Origin of the sequence: Clavibacter tessellarius (assembly GCF_001618005.1) — a bacterium.
GTDB lineage: Bacteria > Actinomycetota > Actinomycetes > Actinomycetales > Microbacteriaceae > Clavibacter > Clavibacter tessellarius_A.
In genome coordinates, this window is sequence record NZ_LQXA01000027.1 from 15,927 (window position 1) to 35,462 (window position 19,536).

Genomic DNA, 19,536 nt, shown 5'->3' on the forward strand with positions numbered 1-19,536 from the left:
ATGCCTCCCACACCCCGCTCCGCACGCCCTGCGCGCCGCCCCGTCTGGCTGGATCCCCGCTTCCTCATCGGCCTCGTCCTCGTGCTCGCCTCGACAGGCGGCGTCGTCGCGCTGCTCCGCTCCGCCGACGCCTCCGTCGTCGTCATGGCGGCGGGTGCGCCGCTCGAGGCGGGGCGCACCGTGCACGCCTCCGACCTCGTACCCGTGCGGGTCCGCCTCGACACGGCCTCCGGCCTCTACCTGGCCCCCGACGCCGCCGAGGGCATGGTCGTGACACGCTTCGTCGGGGCGGGCGAGCTGATCCCGCGGTCGTCCCTCTCCACCGCGGATGCCCGGACGAGCGCCTCCGTCGTGATCCCGACGGCGGCCGGAGTCGACCGTCTCGTGGTGCCCGGCACGGTCGTCGACGTCTGGGCGGCCGCGGCGAAGGGCTCCGGCACGTCGGCCCACGAGGCGCCCCGGGTCGTCGTCGCCGGGGCGACCGTCGCGCAGGTCATCAAGCCGCAGGGGTTCGTGGCGGACCAGGACCACACGCAGGTCCAGCTCACGGTGCCCCGGCAGGACGTGGCAGCGGTCATCGCGTCGACCGACGCCCGCGACGAGATCACGCTCGTGCCCGTGGGCGACGCGGGGGCCTGAGCGTGGCCTCGCTCATCCTCGCGCTGCCGCCCCGCGTGGAGGACGCTCTCCTCCGTGACGTGGTCGACGCGGGGCACACCGTGCTCGCGCGCGTCACGGGCTCGCAGGAGGTGGTCGCCGCGGTGCGAGCCGCGACCGCATCGCCGCTCCACCTCGTGATCGCGGCGGCGGCGTCGACGTTGGACCGGGTCGTGCTGGCCGAGCTCGACGCCCGAGGGGCCCGCGCCGTGGCCGTCGCCTCGAGCGAGACGGACAGGCGCAACGCGCGCGCCCTGGGGCACCACGAGGTGGTGGACGAGGGAGCGTCCTGGCGCGAGATCGAGGAGCTGCTGCTGACGGTGCGGCCCGCATCCTCGGGAGCCCGCGCGCCGTCGGCGGTGCGGCGTGACGACGCGATCGCGCCGCGTCTCGCGGGCGACGGGGCAGACACGGCACGACGCGGCGTCGAGTCGGACCGCGCACGCCTCCCCGTGGAGGCGGCGCGGTCGAGGCCGCGGGGCCGCCGGGGCGGGGCGCCTGCGGACGATGCGGCGGCGCCCGGACACGGGTCCCCGTCCCCGCGCGCGTCCCGCCCCGCCGGCGGAGGGGAGGCCCGCAGCGGCGGCCAGCGCGTCAGGCGGCGCGGGTTCCGGTTGATCCCTGCGCGTCGGCCCCGCGTCCCGGTGCCCATCCGACCGGCCGAGGCCGCCGACGAGGGCGGACGGGACGCGAGCGCTCCCGGCAGGGTGATCGCCGTGTGGGGCCCGCAGGGCGCTCCCGGCCGGACGGCCACCGCGCTCGCCATCACGGGCGAGATCGCCGCGGCGGGCCGCTCCGCGGTGCTGATCGACGCCGACGTCTACGGGGGGACGGTTGCCGCGACGCTCGGCCTGCTCGACGAGGCGCCGGGCTTCGCCGCCGCGTGCCGGCTCGCCGCCGCCGACAGCCTGACGGTGGGCGAGCTCGAGCGGGTCGCGCAGCACCATCCGTCGACGCGGGCGCCGGGCTTCGCGGTCCTCACCGGCATCTCGCGTCCCGACCGCTGGCCGGAGCTCGCCGAGGGCCGCGTGTCCGCCGTGCTCGAGGCGTGCCGCACCTGGCGCGACCACACGGTCGTCGACGCGTCCTTCAACCTCGAGGACGACGAGGAGATCTCGAGCGACATCTTCGCTCCGCGCCGGAACGCCGCGACGCATGCGGTGCTCCGGGGAGCCGACCACGTTGTCGCGGTCGTGTCCGCGGACGCCGTCGGCCTGTCGCGGTTCTTCCGCTCCTACGTGCAGCTCCTCGAGATCGTGGACCCGTCCCGCGTGTCCGTGCTGGTCAACCGCGTGCGGCCGAGCGCCGGGGGATGGGATGCCGCGGGGCAGGTGCGTCGCACGCTGTTCCGCTTCGGCAGCGTGGAGGCGGCCGCCTTCGTGCCGGAGGATCGCGAGTCCCTCGACGCGGCCGTGCTGGCAGGCGCCACCCTCCGCGATGTCGCTCCCCGCTCGCCGGCGCTCGTCGAGTGGTCGCGCTTCACCCGGGCGACCCTGTTGCCGCGCGAGGACGTCTCCCGCCGCATGAGACGCGACGCCCGTCCGCGGCGCGGGGCCCTCCGTCGGGGGGAGGCCGCCGCGGAGGAGGACGCCGCCCGCCCGCCTAGGCTGTAGCCGTGTCCACGCTCAGCGATCTCGTGCATGCCCAGGGTCTCTCCTCCGACGCCGACGTCGAGTGGCTGCACCTGCTCGTCGGGGACTGGCAGCTCCTGGCCGATCTCGCCTTCGCGGACATCGTGCTCTGGGTCCCGACCGTGAGCGGCAGCTTCGTCGCGGTGGCGCACGCCCGTCCGTCCAGCTCCGCGACCCTCTTCTACCGGGACTTCGTGGGCCAGCCCATCAAGGCGGAGTGGCGCAAGCAGGTGACCGACGCGCACGAGAGCGCGCGCATCATCGACTCCTCCGCCCCGGACTGGTACGAGGAGACGCCCACGCGCGTGCGGGCCGTGCCCGTCTTGCGCCGCCTGGCGCAGGGGAGCCCCGAGACGACCGAGACCCCCATCGCGGTCATCACCCGGCACACGAACCTCAGCGAGACGCGCACGCCGAGCCGCCAGGAGCTCACCTTCAACGAGTGCGCGAACGACCTCTTCGCGATGATCGCCGACGGCGACTTCCCGGACCTCGGCTCACCGACGGGACCGCGCCGCGGAGCCCCGCGCGCCTCCGACGGCCTGCTCCGGCTGGACGTCGACGGCATCACGACCTTCGCCAGCCCGAACGCGCTGAGCGCCTTCAACCGCATGGGCTTCTCGGAGGAGCTGGAGGGGGAGTCCCTGGCCGACGCGACGTCGAGCCTCCTGACCGGCAAGCGGCTCACGGTGGACGAGTCGCTGCCGCTCATCGTGGCCGGTCGTGCCCCCTGGCGCACCGACATCGAGTCGCGCGGCGTGACGGTGTCCCTCCGGGCCATCCCCATCCGCAGCCACGGCGAGCGGGTCGGCGCCGTCGTGCTCTGCCGGGACGTGACGGAGCTCCGGCACCAGGAGCGCGAGCTCATCACGAAGGACGCGACGATCCGCGAGATCCACCACCGCGTGAAGAACAACCTGCAGACCGTGGCCAGCCTGCTCCGGATCCAAGCCCGGCGTTCGCACACCGAGGAGGCGCGCGAGGCGCTCGGTCACGCCCAGCGTCGGGTCGGCGCCATCGCGGTCGTCCACGACACGCTCAGCGAGGGCCTCAACCAGAACGTGGACTTCGACGCGGTCTTCGACCGGGTGCTGCTGCTGATCGCCGAGGTCGCCTCGGCGCACAACACGCGCGTGCACCCGCAGATCCTCGGCCGCTTCGGGATCCTGCCGAGCGCCTACGCGACCCCGCTCGCCCTCGCGCTCACGGAGCTCGTCACGAACGCGGTCGAGCACGGGCTCGCGGGGCGCACGGGAGAGGTGGCGATCGAGGCGGCGCGCACCGAGGAGACGCTGACGGTGAGCGTGCGCGACGACGGGGTGGGCCTGCCGGAGGGCAAGGTCGGCACCGGCCTCGGCACCCAGATCGTGCGCACGCTGATCCAGGGCGAGCTCGGCGGCACGATCGACTGGCACACGCTCATGGGCAGCGGCACCGAGGTGACCATCGAGGTCCCGCTGCGCTGGCTCGCGCCCGCCATGTCCTGAGCCGCGGGACGCGCCCCCGGGCGGCGCCGGGACGACGAGAGCCGGGCCGCCCCTCGGGCTGCCCGGCTCTCGTCGGTCGTGCGGTGGATCGGATCAGCTGGCGCGGCGTGCGCGCGCGGCGCGGCGCTTGAGCGCGCGGCGCTCGTCCTCGCTGAGGCCGCCCCAGACGCCCGAGTCCTGACCGGTCTCGAGGGCGTACTGCAGGCACATCTCGGTGACGGAGCAGCGGCCGCAGACGGCCTTGGCCTTGTCGATCTGGTCGACGGCCGGTCCGGTGTTCCCCACGGGGAAGAACAGCTCGGGGTCCACAGTCAGGCAGGCTGCCTTGTCACGCCAATCCATAGGGGTGCTCCTCAGGTCGTTACTCGTTGCGCGGCTGATCAGCCGTGTGATGGGGGATGGGGCGAGGCGTCCGGGATCGGCATCGGGACGGGGCACGTGGCCCCTCCTCGTGAGATGCTCAGCTTCAGGAATGCGTTCCTTGTAAGCTCGGTTCCGGATCTGCTCACCACCCTGTGAACGAACTCGACCTGGAATATCGTCGCATAGAGCCAACGATCAATCAATAGCTTTGTATGGGAACGTGCTGTGACCGGAACCGGTGATGCCCTCGATCCGCGCGACGCCGAACCGGCCGTCCCGAGATCCCCTGCCGTGGTGCTGCTGGCGGTGCTGATCGGACTCGAGGCGCTCGCCATGGCCGGGGTCACGGCGCTCCTCGTGGTCGACCTGCTGACCTCGACGCCGTCCTCCCTCGCCAGCGCCGTGGCGCTCATCGCCCTGGCGGCCCTCGCCGCGGTGTTCCTCGCCGCCGTCGTGCGGGGGATCCTGCAGGGGCGGAGCTGGGTCCGCCCCGCGGCCGTGACCTGGCAGGTGCTGCAGATCGCCGTGGGCGTGGGCAGCCTCCAGGGCGCCGACGCCCGTCAGGACCTGGGATGGGGCCTCATCGTCCCCTCGGCGGTCGTGCTGGTCCTGCTGTTCACGCGCTCCGTGATGCACGCCACGCGCCGTCGCTACTGAAGCCACGGCACGCAGCGCCCTCGGGCCTCAGGCGTCGACGCCGAGCTTCTTCCGCAGTGACGCGACGTGCCCCGTGGCCTTCACGTTGTACAGGGGGAGCGCGACGTTCCCGTCGCCGTCGACGACGATCGTGGAGCGGATCACGCCCGTGACCTTCTTGCCGTAGAGCGACTTCTCGCCGTACGCGGCATAGGCGCGGTGCACCTCGAGATCGGGGTCGGAGAGCAGCGTGAAGCCGAGGCCCTGCTCCTCCCGGAATCGCGCGAGGTCCTCCTGCGGGTCCTTGGAGATGCCGAGCACGCGGTAGCCGGCGCCCTGGAGGGAGTCCATGCTGTCGCGGAAGTCGCAGGCCTGCGTGGTGCATCCGGGCGTGCCGGCCGCGGGATAGAAATAGACGATGACGTCCTGGCCGCGGAGGTCGGACAGGGTGACGGGCGCGCCGTCCTGGTCGGGCAGGGTGAAGTCGGGGGCGGGCTGCCCCTTCTCGAGGCGGGTGGTCTCGGACATGGGGGAGCCTCTCGTTCGCGGGGTCGGCCTCCATGCTAGGGCCGTGAGCCGGACCCCGATCCCAGTGTCCACGGCCTCGATTGGCGTGCGCCCGCGACGTGGTGCTAGTGTCATCTCTCGGTCCGGTACCCCGTTCGACAGGGTCCTCACCTGCACCTCTAGCTCAATTGGCAGAGCAACTGACTCTTAATCAGTGGGTTCTCGGTTCAAGTCCGAGGGGGTGCACCACCAGATCCATCGGGGTCGTCGCTCCTCGGGCCTCCCACCCCGGATCTCCCGGACGCGATCGTCGTCGCCGAAAGGCTCCGACACGCCGCGGCCGGAGCGACCTGCGCCGGGCGCGAACGCTCGGACCGCGGGGCGCTGATCGGCGCGACCTGTGACGGGGGCGGCGTGGGCGTCGCCGCACGCGGTGCAGGCCGACCTGCGACGCGGATCGGTCCACCGGGCGTCGTCGCCGACGTGCGCGCAGCGAGCGACTCGCTGGCTTCAGCCCCGTTCTGGGCAGGGACGACTCTATTTCCTAGCTCATAGAATTAATTCGGCATCGACGTGCGGTCGAGCGAGATGGATCGGGGCGGAGGGGGCGATGCCTCCTGCGACCCATGACGCCATGCACGCTGCGCTCCGTCACGACGGCGCCGGGCCGTGCGCACCCGCTCTCGCGTCCCTCCCCGCCGCTCCTCCGACGTTCCGAGAGAGAACGATGATCCGACCCTCCTCGCCGCTGCGCCTCCGCGCCTGCGCCGCAGTCGTCACCGTGGCCATGGCCGCGCTCACCCTCACCGTCGCGAGCCCCGCAGCGCCGGCTGCCACGGCTGCCGTCGTAGCGGACCCCGGCGCGTCGACGCCCGTGCCGGTGGGCGCCGGCTCCTACGCAGCGGCGCCTCCGAAGTCGCTCGACCGTCCGGGGCACGACGTGACCGCGGTGGTGGACAAGGAGCTGCACATCGATCCGTCGATGCGCGGGGAGCCGGTCCCGACCAACGAGTGGTGGTCGGATCTCCTCGTGAGCCGGTTCTCCGGCAACCTCTGGGCTGACCCGTTCGTCGTGTCGAACACCGAGCGGGGCACCCGCATCGCGTACCCCACCGAGTGGAACGACCAGGGCACCGCCATGCTCGACGACTCGGCGATCCAGGTGCAGGGAAGCGTGCCGCCGCAGCTCGACCCCTCGGACATCGACATGGCGGGCTTCGAGGACGCGACCCTCCCCGCGGGCTGGACCTCGACCGGCGACGCGTTCGACACCCCGACGGCGGGGACGGCCGCGGGCCAGACCGCCGTCGAGGGGTACCTCGGGAAGGGGCTCGTCAACTCGTTCACCTCCGAGAAGGGCGACGGCGCCATGGGCACGCTCACCTCGCCCGAGTTCACCGTGGACCGCGACTTCATCGGCCTCTTGGTGGGCGGCGGGGCCCACCCCGGGCGCACCGAAGCGCGCCTCGTCATCGAGGGCGAGACGGTCGCGTCGGCGACCGGCGAGCAGTCGGAGAGACTGCGCTGGGTCACCTGGGACGTCACGGCGCACGCCGGGCAGAGGGCGACCATCCAGATCGTCGACGACATGCCGGCCGGGTGGGCGCACGTGCTCGTCGACCAGATCGTCCGCACCGACGTGCCGGAGGGCCTCGGAGACCGCTTCGGCACCTCGTTCCGCGCCACGCAGGCCGACGCGCTCCGCTGGGGGGACTGGAACGTGAGCTGGCGGATGCCCCAGTCCGCGACCCGGTACATGGACGTCACCCTCGCCCGCGGCACGCCGTACACCTGGTTCGAGTTCGAGGGCGTCGAGCCCCGGATCTCCGTGGGCGCCGATGCCACGTTCGCCGCGGCGGACGGCACGCCGCTGCGGTTCCCCGCGACGGTCGACGCCTTCACGATCACGCAGGACGACCGCGCCTTCGGCGTACACGCGCCCCACGGCAGCTCGTTCGACCTGTCGGGTGACACGATCGAGGCCACCCTCGCCGCGGACCACCTCGTGGTCAGCGCCCTCCCGGCGACCGGCGCCGACCTCGACGACATGTCGGCGCACGCGTTCGCGGTCCCGCGCGACACGACGATGGAATACGAGTACAGCGTCGAGCGCGGCGAGGTGGTCGAGACCTACGCGATCGAGACCGAGGCGCTGCAGGGCACCGACCTCGACACCGTCCAGGGCTGGCTGCCCCACACCTACAACAGCACGACCACGAACATCGACTTCGCGCCGGCGACCTACGCGACACCGCGCGGGCTCATGAGGACGGCGGTCGGGCACGGCGGCTGGGAGGTCACCCACCCCTTCACCGGGATCACGCCGGTGGCTCCCGCGCCGCAGCAGACCGGGCGCGCCCATGACTACGACGTGGCCGTGATGCAGGACTTCGTGCGCGGCTACGCCGAACGCACCCAGTACGGCGGCGACACCTACTGGGGCGGCAAGGACGTCCTGCAGCTCGCCGAGTACATGACGATGGCGAAGCAGATCGGGGACACCGCGTCGTACGAGAAGCTCAAGGCCTCGCTCACCACGGCGCTCGACGACTGGTTCACCTACGCGCCCGGCGAGGACGAGAGGTTCTTCGCGCGGTACGCCACCTGGAAGGCCCTGATCGGATTCGGCGACTCCTACGGATCGCACGAGTTCACCGACAACCACTTCCACTACGGCTACTTCACCCTCGCCGCCGGCCTCCTCGCGTTCGAGGACCCCGCGTGGGCGGCCGAGTACGGCCCCATGGCCACCCTCGTGGCCAAGCAGTACGCGAACTGGGACAGGGACGACGAGGACTTCCCGTACCTGCGCACGTTCGACGTGTTCGAGGGCCACTCCTACGCCGGCGGCTACAGCTCCGGCGGCGGCAACAACCAGGAGTCGAGCTCCGAGGCGATCCAGTCGTGGGCCGGCCTCTTCCTGCTCGGGTCGGCGCTCGGCGACACCGAGATGCAGGAGACCGGCGCGATGGGCTACGTCACCGAGCGCGCCGCGGTCATGGACTACTACCTCGACTACAACGGGAACCCGGACGCCGCGCACGGCACGGGCGTCGGGGTGTTCCCCGAGGCGTACGCGCACAGCACCACGGGCATCCTCGGGGACTCCGGACAGGCATTCGCCACCTACTTCAGCGGCGACCCGGCGTGGATCCACGGCATCCAGTGGATGCCGACGGGACCGTGGCTGAACTACCTCGGCTGGGACCGCGGCTTCTCGAACAGCCTGCTCGACGACATGTTCGACGAGCGCGCCCCGATCAACGGCCGGTGGGCGGAGGACGAGATCGAGGGCCTGCTCGGCCTCGCGGCCAAGCAGGCCGCGGGCACCGGCACCTGGTACGGCGGTGTCGTCACGAAGAACCCCACCGACTCGGTGAACACGCTGAAGGACGTCGTCCGCAAGGCGTACCTCAACAACCCGGCGTACACGAGCGCGGAGGTGGCGGCCAATCCGCTCTTCGACGCCGCGACCGGTGAGCTGTACTTCACGGTCGACGCGGAGGACCGCCCGGTCTTCCCCGACGAGCACTGGACGCCGGGATCGCTCCCGGCCGGATTCGCTCCCGCGACGCCGCCGGCGGGCGACCCCGACGCGGATCCGGAGGGGTGGGCGAAGGGCTGGGAGCTCTTCGACTACCTCTCGACCGCCTACGAGGTCGACCCCGACGTGCAGGAGCGGCTGCACGCCTACGACGTGTCCGGCTACGAGAGCGGCGTCGACACCGCGCAGGCCGCCGGCGTGTACAGCCGCATGGGCGACGCGCTCGGCAACGTGGTGCTCGGCATGACGGCGCAGAGCGACCCCGACTTCTACGCCGACATGCACGCGGAGCTGTCGAAGACGGGCGACCCCGTCGTCACGAGCGACTCGATGGCCGGCGCGGTCTACTACAACGCCATGGCCAACCGCTCGCTCGGCAGCGAGGTGCTGACCCGCCACGTGGCGAACCCGACGAGCCAGGTGTACTACGACGCCGCGACGAAGGCGTACAGCTACGCGGTGTTCAACGGCACCGACGCGCAGGCCGGCTACGACGTCTACGACGGCGACGCGGTGATCGGCACCATCCAGGTGCCCGCGCGCACCATGGTGCAGCACCACCTCGACGCCGAGCTCGACCGCATCGTCGTCACGGCGCCGGACTCCGCGAAGACGGTGCAGCGCGGCGACTCGCTCCGCCTCACCGCGGTCGGCTACGACCAGTACGGCGCGACCATCCCGATGGACGACCTGCGGTGGAGCGTGGACGGCGGCGGCGCCATCGACGCCGACGGCACGTTCCGGGCGACGGAGGACGCGGATCCGATCACCGTCACCGCCGCCTCCGGGTCGACGACGGCCGACTACGAGCTGCGCGTGGCACCTCGTCCCGTGCTGTCGGCCCTCGCGGTGTCGCCGGAGTTCGTGCGCGTCACGGAGGGCGGCACCGCGCCGTTCTCCGCGACCGGCCTGGACCAGTACGGGGACCCGATCGGGATCGGTCCGATCAGCTGGGAGACCACGGCCGACGCGAGCGTCGATGCCGCGGGCATCCTCAGCGCCCGTGCCGCGGGCGCCGGCTACGTCCGCGCCTCGGCGGACGGCGCCTCCGGGACGTCGGTCGTCGCGGTGATTCCGCCCGGCGTCGACATCGCGCAGGGCAAGCCGGTCGCGGCGTCGACCTCCGACGGCGCCAACACGGCGGAGGCGGCGGTCGACGGATCGTCCGGCACGCGCTGGGAGAGCGCGCACGGCGCGGGCGAGCAGTGGCTGCGCGTCGACCTCGGCGCCTCGCACGACATCTCCTCCGTGCACGTCGGCTGGGAGACCGCGGCGGCCGCGGAGTACGAGATCCAGGTCGCGGACGACGCGGACGGTCCGTGGAGGACCGTGGCGACGGAGTCCAAGTCCGCCGCCACGGCCGACGACGTGGCGGTGGAGGCCACCGGACGGTACGTGCGGATCCTCGGGCTCGAGCGCCTGACCGACTACGGCTACTCGATCTGGGACCTCGGCGTGACCGGGACCCCGTCGGCTTCCGCGATCGACACCACCGAGCTCCTGGTCACCCCGCAGGACGCCACGGTCGTGAGCGGGCGCGACGTCGTGTTCGCCGCGTGGGCGTTCGACGACGCGGGCAACGGCGGCCGGACCGCCGGATCGTTCGCGGCGGAGGGCGGCACGATCGCCGCCGACGGCACGTACACCGCGGGCGCGACCGCCGGGGCGTTCCCGGTCACCGCCGAGTCCGACGGCGTCCGCGGCTCGTCGACCGTGACGGTGCGTGCGAACGGAGCCGCGGGACCGGGACAGCCCGAGACCCCGACCCCGGGGGCTCTCGCCGACGTCGCGTACGGCAAGGCCGTCACGGCGTCGTCCACCGAGAACGCGGGCACCCCCGCCGAGTTCGCGGTCGACACCTCGCCGGCCTCGCGCTGGTCGAGCGCGGCCACCGACGACGCCTGGATCGAGGTCGACCTCGGCACCGTGGCGTCGATCGCGCGCATCGACCTCGAGTGGGAGGCCGCGTACGGGGCCGGGTACCTGCTGCAGACGCGCGCCGCGGCCGGCGACGAGTGGGAGACGGTCGTCACGGAGTCGGCCGGCGACGGCGGGCGCGACAGCCACGCCGTGGACGCCCGCGCGCGCTTCGTGCGGATGACGGGCGTCGAGCGGGCCACGCCGTACGGCTACTCGCTGTTCGGCCTCTCGGTGTGGTCCGCCGACGGCACCGTGGTCGCCCGGAACCTCGCCGAGGGGGCGCAGGTCAGCGCCACGAGCGAGGCGGCTCCGGGGACGAGGGCCGGGAACGCGGTCGACGGCGACCCCTCCTCGCGGTGGGCGAGCGAGGCGAGCGACGACCAGTCGATCACCGTCGACCTCGGACGGGCGTCAGGCGTCGCGTCGGTCGCCGTGCGATGGGAGGCCGCCTACGCCTCGGAGTACCTGATCCAGGGCGCGACGACCGCGGAGGGCCCGTTCACGACGCTCGCCACCGAGAGGGCGGGAGCGGGCGGGACCGAGACGTTCGACGTGCAGGGCGAGCACCGCTTCATCCGCGTCCAGGGCGTCGAGCGCGCGACGCCGTACGGCTACTCGATCCACGAGATCGTGGTCCGCTAGGGCGAGGCGAGGGGGCGCGCCCGACCCCCGCCGACCGCGTCGGAGGCCGGGGGAGAACCGTGAGAGAATACGTCTCGGACCATCACCGCGGACGCCCCTGGCGGAGCGCCGCGGCGGCCGGTGATCTCGGTGCACCGGCCACGCTCCATGGCATCGCCTCCTGGCACGGCCATGGTGCGCGACGTCGGCGCCCACGCGGCCTGCATGCGCGTGCGCGACATCTCCGGCACACATCTCGAGGGATCGAAGGACAGCACTACATGATTTTCGAAGTAGGGGAGACCGTCGTGTACCCCCACCACGGCGCAGCCACGATCACCGCGGTCAAGACCCGCACCATCAAGGGGGTCGACAAGAAGTACATCACCCTCCAGATCCACCAGAGCGAGCTGGTCATCGACGTGCCCGTCGACAACGCCGAGCTCGTCGGGCTGCGCGACGTGATCGACAGCTCCGGCGTGGAGGCCGTCTTCGACGTGCTCCGCGGCGACGTCGAGGAGGAGGCCGGCAACTGGTCGCGCCGCTTCAAGGCCAACACCGAGAAGATGGGCTCCGGCGACGTCCGGCGCGTCAGCGAGGTGGTGCGCGACCTCTGGCGTCGCGACCAGGACTCGGGCGTCTCGGCCGGCGAGAAGCGCATGCTGGCGAAGGCCCGGCAGATCCTCGTGTCGGAGCTCGCGCTCGCGCAGAAGTCCACCGATGAGGAGGCGTCCGTCGTCCTCGACGGCGTCCTCGCGCAGAGCATCTCCGCCTGACCTGACCTGACGCGCCCGCGGGCGCGCATCCGCCGACGGGCGGTCCCTCCAGCGCGAGGGGCCGCCCGTCGGCGCATCCGGAGGGCCGTCCGGTCGCGTCGGTGGCCGTATCCCGCCGGGCCCGTCAGCCGGCCGGGCACCGGCGTAGGGTGCGAGCATGCGCGATCACCCGGAACGACCCGACCACGACGGCCCCCTCGAGCAGAACCCCCTGCAGCCGGCCGGGCGCGGGCTCAAGGTGTGGATCTTCGTCATCGCCGCGCTCGTCGTCGTCGCCATCGTCGCCTTCGCCCTCGTTCGCCTCGCGACCGCCGGGCAGAACACGCCCGGCCCGTCGTCGCTCGGCGAGCTCGTGGGGATCGCCGCGGCGGCACGCGCCCTCATCTGATCCTTCGGCCGGCGGACGCCGGAGCGGTGCGGGGACGCCGTGGCCGAGTGCGCACGCCGCCCCCTCCCCAGCCGTCGCCGGAGCGCCGCCTCCTCGAGGTGCCCGCGTGGTCCGCCGCCTCGTCCTGCGTCCGGTATCCCGGCACGTGAGGGGGAGCCATGGACGAGCGCGGAGGACGCGGCAGGCGGCGGGGGACGCCCATCGCACGACCCGCGTCCCGGGTGGACGCGCTCCGCGTGCTGCTCGGGGGCGTCGCCGTGGTGATCGTCGCGGTCTCGGTGGTCGTCGGAGCGCGGGAGGCCTCGGACGGGCCGGACGGCGGCGGGCCGCTGTCCGCGGAGGTGCGTGACGGCGCGGTGGTGGGGGTGCTCGCGCGCTCGGGTCTCGTCCGGGACGGGCGGATCGACGTGGACGCGGTGCGCGCCATGACCGACGCGCTCGCCCCCGACGCCCGGGCCCGGGATCCGCGCTACGACCGCGACGCCTTCGGCCCGGCCTGGGCGGACGCCGACGGGAACGGGTGCGACCAGCGGGACGACGTGCTCGCGCGCGACCTCGTCGGCGTCGTGCTCGCCGCCGACGACGCGTGCACGGTCGTCGCCGGGCACCTGGACGACGTGTACACCGGGCACGGCATCGACTTCGTCCGCGGCGCCCGCACGAGCGCCGCCGTGCAGATCGACCACTTCGTGCCGCTCTCCTGGGCATGGCGGCACGGGGCGTGGGCGTGGTCCGACGCACGCCGCGAGCGCCTGGCGACCGACCTCGACGAGTTGCAGGCGGTGGACGGCCCGACGAACCAGGACAAGTCCGACCAGGGTCCTGCCACGTGGCTCCCGCCCGACCCAGCGTACCGGTGCCTCTACGTCACGAGGTTCGCCTTCGTGGTGAGCAGGTACCGGCTGGGCATCGACGACGCGGACCGGGCCGCCATCGACCGCGTCCTCGGCGAGTGCACGTGAGACGCCCGGTGCCCGTCGTGATGCGGCCCGATCGCCGCGCCCCGTCCGGGTGGGCCGTCGGTGCTGACGCGTACGCTCGGACCGACGCGGCCGGGCGTCGCCCCGGCCGTCCGGTCGGCGGCGGGCGACCCGAGGGGATCCGCATGTGGAGCAAGCAGAGCGGCGACGCGAGCGGCGCAATCGGCCCCGTGCCGGAGCACCCGCACGCGCATCCCGTGCGCGGCGCGTGGCTCGTGCGCGTGGGGGACGGACCGGCGCTCGGCTGGGTGCTCCGGCACCGGGCCGACCTCGCCGATCCGTTCTCCTACGAGGTCTACGCCTGCGGGCTCGGGGACGACGGGCTCCGGGTCTGGGTGGCGCGGCGCGACTCGCTCAACGCGGCCGTGGCGTGGATCGTGCAGCACGACCGCGAGCTGCTGGCGTTCGGCGGACGGCTCCGTCCGGATCCCGCGCAGCCGCTCGGGATCGGTGCGGATCCGCCGGTCGGTGCACGTCCGGCGCTCCACGGCGACGGGACGGACGGCGACCGGACGGTTGCCGGGTCGCGTGCGGATGCCGTGCCGCGCTCCCGGGACGACGACGCCGCCCCCTCATCCGGGGACGGCGGCGTCGGGCCGCGCTGAGCGGCGCGGGTCAGCGCTTGCGCTGGTTCGCGGCGTCGCGCCCGGTGATGGGGAACGGGCCGGTGATGCCCTCGCGGAGGCGGGCGATCTCGAGGATCCGGTCGCGCTGCAGGTACCAGCCGACGATCAGCAGCGGGATGATGATCACGAGCGACGCGACCGTGAGGGTGCCGATCGGCCAGTCGATCGCCATCAGCACGAGCACGCTCACGAGGAACGCGAGCGTGAGCCACGAGGTGACGGGTGCGCCCGGGAGGCGGAACGTCGGCTCCTTGGCCTTGCCCTGCTTCGCCCAGGTGCGCAGGCGCATCTGGCACAGGATGATCGTGCCCCAGCCCGCCACGATGCCGAGGGCGGCGACGTTCAGCACGATCTCGAAGGCCTGCTTCGGCACCAGGAAGTTGAGCCCGACGCCGAGCAGCGTGATGGAGCCGGTGAGGAGGATCCCGCCGAACGGCACCCCGCCCTTCGTCATCACGGTCGTGAAGCGCGGAGCCGACCCGTTCATGCCCATGGAGTGGAGGACGCGGCCGGTGCTGTAGAGACCGGCGTTGAGGCTCGACATCGCGGCGGTGAGGACCACGAAGTTCATCACGGAGCCCGCGATGGCGCCGACCTGGGGCGAGCCGAGGCTGGAGAAGAACGTGACGAAGGGGCTCTGATCGGCGCTGTACGCCGTGTACGGGAGCAGCAGCGAGAGGAGCACCACGGATCCGACGTAGAAGATCGCGATGCGGAAGACGACCGAGTTGATGGCGCGGGGGATGACCTTCTCCACGTCCTGGGTCTCGCCGCTGGCGGTGCCGACGAGCTCGATCGCGGCGTAGGCGAACACGACGCCCTGCACGACGAGCACGACCGGGACGAGGCCCTTCGGGAAGACGCCGCCGTTCTGCTGCAGCACGGTCCAGCCGGTCTGCACCTCGGCGCCGCCGACCGTGACGGGGAAGCTCCACGCGAGCCAGACGATGCCGACGATGAGGAACACCACGAGGGCGGCGACCTTCACGAGCGCGAACCAGAACTCCATCTCGCCGAAGACCTTGACGGCGACGAGGTTGAGCATGAGGACGATCACGAGGGCGATGAGGGCGAGCAGCCACTGCGGCGCCGCCGTGAACGCGGACCAGTAGTGCATGTAGAGCGCGACGGCCGTGACGTCGACGATGGCGGTGGTCGCCCAGTTGAGGAAGTACATCCAGCCGGCGGCGTAGGCGAACTTCTCGCCGTAGAACTCGCGGGCGTAGGAGATGAAGGAGCCGGAGCTCGGACGGTGCAGCACGAGCTCGCCGAGCGCGCGGAGGATGAAGAAGGCGAAGACGCCGCAGATGAGGAACACGATCGCCAGGGCGGGACCCGCGGAGGCCAGGCGGCCGCCGGCGCCGAGGAACAGGCCCGTGCCGATCGCGCCGCCGATGGCGATCATCTGCAGCTGGCGGGGCTTGAGGCCGTGCTGGTAGCCCTCCTGCTCGTGGCTGAAGTCCTGCGCCACGAACTCCGGATCGGGCGGGACGGTGCTGCGGTCGCTCTCGCTTCGTGTCATCCGAATACGGTAGTGGTCCGGGGCATTCGCCCTGACACCCGCGTCGACCGACTTCCGCGGGGAACACCACCTGTGATAGACGCCGGGGAGGCGCGCATGCCACGCACACACGGATCCTGGCGGCGGATGCGGTCGCGGACGGCGGCGCTCGCCGCGGTCGTGGGCGTGCTGCTCGTCGCCGGATGCACGGCTGATCCCGGACCGCAGGGCGCCGCGACCCCGTCCGTCCTCCCCACCGCCCCCGCCGACGCCGGCGGGGCGTCCGGGACCCCGGCCCCGGATCCGACCGTGACGCGCGCGCCCGGGCCGCCCACCGAGGCCGAGCTCGCCACCTGCTCCACGCTCGCGCAGGTGCTGCCCGACTCCACGAAGCTCGTGCAGGCGCTCGGCGACGGGAATCCGGTCGACCCGACCATCCTCGATCGGGTGAAGCAGGGCGACGCGTCGCTCGCGGGCATGGCGCCGGAGAACATGAAGCCGCTCGTCTCCGCGTTCTCGACCATCGTCGACGAGCTCGACGCGCTCCGCACGGGCGCCGACACGGACGGCGCCTCGCTCGACACCGGGCAGTACCTGCGCGCGACGAGCGCGTTCCTCGACTACTGCCTCGACGACGTCGGCTACGTGCCGCCGACGGCGTCGCCGACGCCCGCGCCCTAGCGTCCGGCGCCGGAGCCCCTAGGTGCGGCGCGCGACCGCCTCGTCCGCCTCGATGTCCTCGCGGGCGTCCGCCCGGCGGTCGCGGCCGTCGCCGTCGTGCGTCACGAGCAGGTGCGGCGTGCGGTGGATCCGGTACGAGATGCGCAGGTGCCGGTGCAGGACCAGCCACGCGATCGCGATGACCGCCGAGACGAGGCCGGACGCCGCGCCCACCATGAGCGCCGCGCGCGGGCCCCACGTGTTCGCGACCCAGCCGACGACCGGGGCGCCGAGCGGGGTGCCGCCCACGAAGATCGCCATGTAGACCGCCATGACGCGGCCCCGCATGCGCGGCTCGACCGTGAGCTGCACGGTGCTGTTCGCGCTCGTCATGAGCGTCTGCGACACGACGCCGACGATCACGAGGGCTCCCGCGAAGAGCAGGTACGTGGGAGCGATCGCCGCCAGCGCGGTCGCGATGCCGAAGAGCGCGGCCCCGACGAACACGAGGCGGATGCGGGGCCGCTCGCGGCGGGCCGAGAGGAGCGCGCCCGCGACGGATCCCACCGCGAGGCTCGACGACAGGAGGCCGAACTCGGTCGCGCCCTTGCCGAACTCGACGCTCGCCATGGTGGAGGTGAAGATCGGGAAGTTGTAGCCGAAGGCACCCACGAGGAAGACGATGACGAGGATCACCATGATGTCCGGCCGCCCGCCGATGTAGCGGAACCCCTCGCGGAGCTGGCCGCGGGACCGGGCGACGCGCTCGGGGCGGCGCAGCTCGCCGACGCGGAGGCGCGTGAGGGCGAACAGCACCGCGATGAAGCTCACGGCGTTGATGAGGAACACCCAGCCGGTGCCGACGCCCGCGATGAGCACGCCCGCGACGGCCGGCCCGATCATCCGCGCGGCGCTGAACGACGCCGAGTTCAGGGCGACCGCGTTCGAGAGGTCGTCGTCGGAGACGAGCTCGGAGACGAAGGACTGGCGGGCGGGCGCGTCGAGCGCGGACGCGATCCCGAGCAGCAGCGCGAAGAGGTACACGTGCCAGAGCTCCGCGCGCCCGGAGAGGACGATGAGGCCGAGGCCCAGCCCGAGGACCGCCATGGCGCCCTGCGTGATCATCAGCACGCGGCGCTTGTCGTACCGGTCGGCGATGAGGCCGGCGTAGGGGGAGAGCAGGAGCATCGGGCCGAACTGGAGGGCCATGACGATGCCGACCGCGGTGGCGTCGTAGCGGGTGAGCTCGGTGAGGACGATCCAGTCCTGGGCCGTGCGCTGCATCCACGTGCCGACGTTGGAGACGAGCGCGCCCGCGAACCAGATGCGGTAGTTCGGCGCGCGGAGGCTGCGGAAGACGGCGCTCACGCGGAGGCCATCCGGCCGAGGAGGACGGCGGCGTCGGCGAGCGTGGCGCGCTCCTCAGGCGTGAGCTCGTCGAGGCGGAGTGACAGCCAGGCGCTCCGCTGCCGGCGGGTCTCCTGGACGACGCGGCGGCCCTCGTCGGTGACGGACACGGTGACGCGACGGCCGTCGTCCGGCGCGGGCGAGCGCTCGGCGTACCCGGCCGACACGAGGCAGTTGACCGTGCGGTTCATGCTCGGGGCGGAGACCCGCTCGATCTCGGCGAGGCGGCCGGGGCTCGCGGGCCCGTCGCGGAGGAGGAGGGCGAGGACCACGAACTGGCTGTCGCCGAGCTCGTGGTCGGCCTTCTCGGCGCGCAGGCGGCGGGAGAGGCGCATGACGCCGGCGCGGAGGCTCTGGCTGAGGTTGGGGGAGTCGGGCACCTGCTTAGGCTAGCTCATTAGGCGTGCTAACTACCGCGACGGGGTGACGGGACGCTGCGAGGCGGCGCGATCCGGACATGGCGACGGGCGGCGCGCCCTCGTCCGGGCAGGATGGGATCACGCCGCAGGACGCGGTGCCCGCGACGACGCGGGCGCCCGCCGCGGGACCAGAGGAGGCACGCATGACGCACCACGACGGCACGGACCACGCGCACGACGACGCGACGCAGGACGACGCGGCGGGACTCGGCGGCGAGGGCACGATCCCCGCGGGTTCCACCGGCGTCGCGGCCGGCCACGACGGCGGGAACGACCACTTCGAGCCCGAGGAGGACACCCCGCACCGCACCGACGAGGACGGCGCGGGCGCGACGGCCTGATCCGCCGCTCGAGCCGCGTCGCCCGGCCGGGCCCGCGCGGGTCGGGCGGGGCGCTCCCGCGGAGCCGTCGCTCCACGCGGCGCCGACGGTCCGCGCGGGACGCTCCGCGCGGGACCGCGCCGGCGCCCGCGTAGCCTGGATTCCCGTGGACACCGCGACCAACCCCCTCGACGGCACGCGCATCGCCTACCGGGCCTTCGGCGCCCGGCCCGACGGGGAGGATCCTCGCGATCCGGCGCACGCGCCCGTCGTGCTCGTGCACGGGACGGCCCTCTCGCAGGCGATCTGGCGCGGCTTCGGCTGGGTGCGCGGTCTGTCGCCCGAGCGTCCGGTGATCACGCTCGACCTCCGCGGGCACGGCCGGAGCGGCACCCCGCACGAGCCCGCCGCGTACGCGATGGACCTGATGGTCGCCGACGTCGTGGCCGTGCTCGACGCGGTCGGCCTCGACGCCGTGCACCACGTGGGCTACAGCCTCGGCGCGCGCGTCGGCTTCTCGCTGGCGGCCGCGCATCCGGAGCGGCTGCTCTCCACCGCGAGCCTCGGCGGATCCCCGAGGAGCGGCGTCGGCGTCTTCGACCGGGTGTTCTTCCCCGGCTGCATCGAGGCGCTCGAGGAGGGCGGGATGCCGGGCTTCCTCGACGCGTGGGAGCGCCACAGCGGGCACCCGGTCGACGCCGCGACGCGCGGGGCCTTCCTCGCGGACGACGCCCGGGCGCTCGCCGCCTACATGCGCGAGTCGGAGCGGGACGCGGGGGTGCCGGACGCGGTCGTCGCGGGATCCGCCGTGCCGCTGCTCCTCGTCGCAGGCACCCGCGATGCCGAGCGGCTCCGGGCAGCCCACCACGTGCGCGCCCTCCGTCCGGACGCGCCGCTCGTCGAGCTCGAGGGCGCGACGCACGCGGACACGCCGCGGCATCCGGACGCGCTGCCCGCGGTCGCGCGGTTCCTCGCGTCGCTCGGCACGACCACGCGCTGACGGACGCCGCTCGCCCGGACCCGGACCCGGACCCGGACCAGGACCCGGACCCGGACGGATCCGGCCGCGCCCCCGCGCCCCCGCGCCCCCCCG

Annotated in this window: 17 protein-coding genes and 1 tRNA gene; 13 read left to right on the top strand and 5 right to left on the bottom strand. The window is 73.2% G+C overall.

Annotated elements, in window-relative coordinates; genetic code table 11:
• The 3 genes from AWH51_RS06690 to AWH51_RS06700 are packed head-to-tail and all read left to right on the top strand — an operon-like array spanning position 1 to position 3,775.
• Positions 1-639: an SAF domain-containing protein gene (locus AWH51_RS06690; RefSeq protein ID WP_063071329.1), complete on the top strand. Its 639-nt coding sequence runs from the start codon at positions 1-3 to the stop codon at positions 637-639.
• A gap of 2 nt (positions 640-641) precedes the next feature.
• A complete protein-coding gene (locus AWH51_RS06695) occupies positions 642-2,270 on the top strand; it encodes an AAA family ATPase (RefSeq protein WP_063071330.1) in 1,629 nt (542 codons plus the stop codon).
• Positions 2,271-2,272: 2 nt separating this feature from the next.
• Positions 2,273-3,775 (top strand): sensor histidine kinase, encoded by a 1,503-nt coding sequence (locus AWH51_RS06700; protein ID WP_063071331.1) that lies wholly within the window; start codon positions 2,273-2,275, stop codon positions 3,773-3,775.
• A gap of 93 nt (positions 3,776-3,868) precedes the next feature.
• Here AWH51_RS06700 and AWH51_RS06705 read toward each other — a convergent pair whose 3' ends face one another.
• Positions 3,869-4,117 carry a WhiB family transcriptional regulator gene (locus tag AWH51_RS06705; protein WP_012037746.1) on the bottom strand — a complete coding sequence of 83 codons (249 nt, stop codon included), beginning with the start codon at positions 4,115-4,117 and terminating at the stop codon, positions 3,869-3,871.
• A 246-nt stretch (positions 4,118-4,363) separates the two neighbouring features.
• On the opposite strand from AWH51_RS06705, the gene AWH51_RS06710 reads away from it, so the two are divergent.
• Positions 4,364-4,795, top strand: a complete 432-nt coding sequence (locus AWH51_RS06710) for a hypothetical protein (RefSeq protein ID WP_063071332.1) — start codon at positions 4,364-4,366, stop codon at positions 4,793-4,795.
• A 27-nt stretch (positions 4,796-4,822) separates the two neighbouring features.
• Here AWH51_RS06710 and bcp read toward each other — a convergent pair whose 3' ends face one another.
• On the bottom strand, positions 4,823-5,302 hold the full coding sequence (bcp, locus tag AWH51_RS06715; protein ID WP_063071333.1) for a thioredoxin-dependent thiol peroxidase: 480 nt from the start codon (positions 5,300-5,302) through the stop codon (positions 4,823-4,825).
• A 152-nt stretch (positions 5,303-5,454) separates the two neighbouring features.
• Between bcp and AWH51_RS06720 the strand changes: the two genes are divergently transcribed.
• The 6 genes from AWH51_RS06720 to AWH51_RS06745 all read left to right on the top strand — a co-directional run bounded on the left by AWH51_RS06720 (position 5,455) and on the right by AWH51_RS06745 (position 14,115).
• Positions 5,455-5,530, top strand: a tRNA-Lys gene (locus tag AWH51_RS06720).
• Between the two features lie 478 nt (positions 5,531-6,008).
• Positions 6,009-11,387, top strand: coding sequence for a discoidin domain-containing protein (locus tag AWH51_RS06725; RefSeq protein ID WP_063071334.1), 5,379 nt, complete (start codon positions 6,009-6,011; stop codon positions 11,385-11,387).
• A gap of 260 nt (positions 11,388-11,647) precedes the next feature.
• Entirely contained in the window at positions 11,648-12,142 is a 495-nt protein-coding gene (locus tag AWH51_RS06730) for a CarD family transcriptional regulator (protein WP_012298114.1), read from the top strand.
• A 157-nt stretch (positions 12,143-12,299) separates the two neighbouring features.
• A complete protein-coding gene (locus tag AWH51_RS06735) occupies positions 12,300-12,530 on the top strand; it encodes a hypothetical protein (protein ID WP_063071335.1) in 231 nt (76 codons plus the stop codon).
• Positions 12,531-12,688: 158 nt separating this feature from the next.
• Positions 12,689-13,492, top strand: coding sequence for an HNH endonuclease family protein (locus AWH51_RS06740; protein ID WP_063071336.1), 804 nt, complete (start codon positions 12,689-12,691; stop codon positions 13,490-13,492).
• Between the two features lie 143 nt (positions 13,493-13,635).
• The gene (locus AWH51_RS06745) at positions 13,636-14,115 is read left to right on the top strand and encodes a hypothetical protein (protein ID WP_063071337.1); all 480 of its coding nucleotides are present in this window, start codon (positions 13,636-13,638) and stop codon (positions 14,113-14,115) included.
• A 10-nt stretch (positions 14,116-14,125) separates the two neighbouring features.
• Here AWH51_RS06745 and AWH51_RS06750 read toward each other — a convergent pair whose 3' ends face one another.
• Entirely contained in the window at positions 14,126-15,658 is a 1,533-nt protein-coding gene (locus AWH51_RS06750; protein ID WP_063071338.1) for an amino acid permease, read from the bottom strand.
• 96 nt (positions 15,659-15,754) lie between these two features.
• Here AWH51_RS06750 and AWH51_RS06755 point away from each other — a divergent pair, with 96 nt between their 5' ends.
• The gene (locus AWH51_RS06755; RefSeq protein ID WP_063071339.1) at positions 15,755-16,318 is read left to right on the top strand and encodes a hypothetical protein; all 564 of its coding nucleotides are present in this window, start codon (positions 15,755-15,757) and stop codon (positions 16,316-16,318) included.
• A gap of 18 nt (positions 16,319-16,336) precedes the next feature.
• Here the strand turns inward: AWH51_RS06755 and AWH51_RS06760 are convergent, their stop codons facing one another.
• Entirely contained in the window at positions 16,337-17,665 is a 1,329-nt protein-coding gene (locus tag AWH51_RS06760) for an MFS transporter (RefSeq protein WP_063071340.1), read from the bottom strand.
• A complete protein-coding gene (locus tag AWH51_RS06765; protein WP_081234943.1) occupies positions 17,662-18,084 on the bottom strand; it encodes a MarR family winged helix-turn-helix transcriptional regulator in 423 nt (140 codons plus the stop codon). Before AWH51_RS06765 ends, AWH51_RS06760 begins: the two co-directional genes overlap by 4 nt.
• 182 nt (positions 18,085-18,266) lie before the next feature.
• Between AWH51_RS06765 and AWH51_RS06770 the strand changes: the two genes are divergently transcribed.
• Together AWH51_RS06770 and AWH51_RS06775 are read left to right on the top strand one after the other, a co-directional pair.
• Positions 18,267-18,464, top strand: a complete 198-nt coding sequence (locus AWH51_RS06770) for a hypothetical protein (RefSeq protein WP_063071344.1) — start codon at positions 18,267-18,269, stop codon at positions 18,462-18,464.
• A gap of 145 nt (positions 18,465-18,609) precedes the next feature.
• A complete protein-coding gene (locus tag AWH51_RS06775) occupies positions 18,610-19,443 on the top strand; it encodes an alpha/beta fold hydrolase (RefSeq protein WP_063071341.1) in 834 nt (277 codons plus the stop codon).
• Positions 19,444-19,536: the final 93 nt, after the last annotated feature.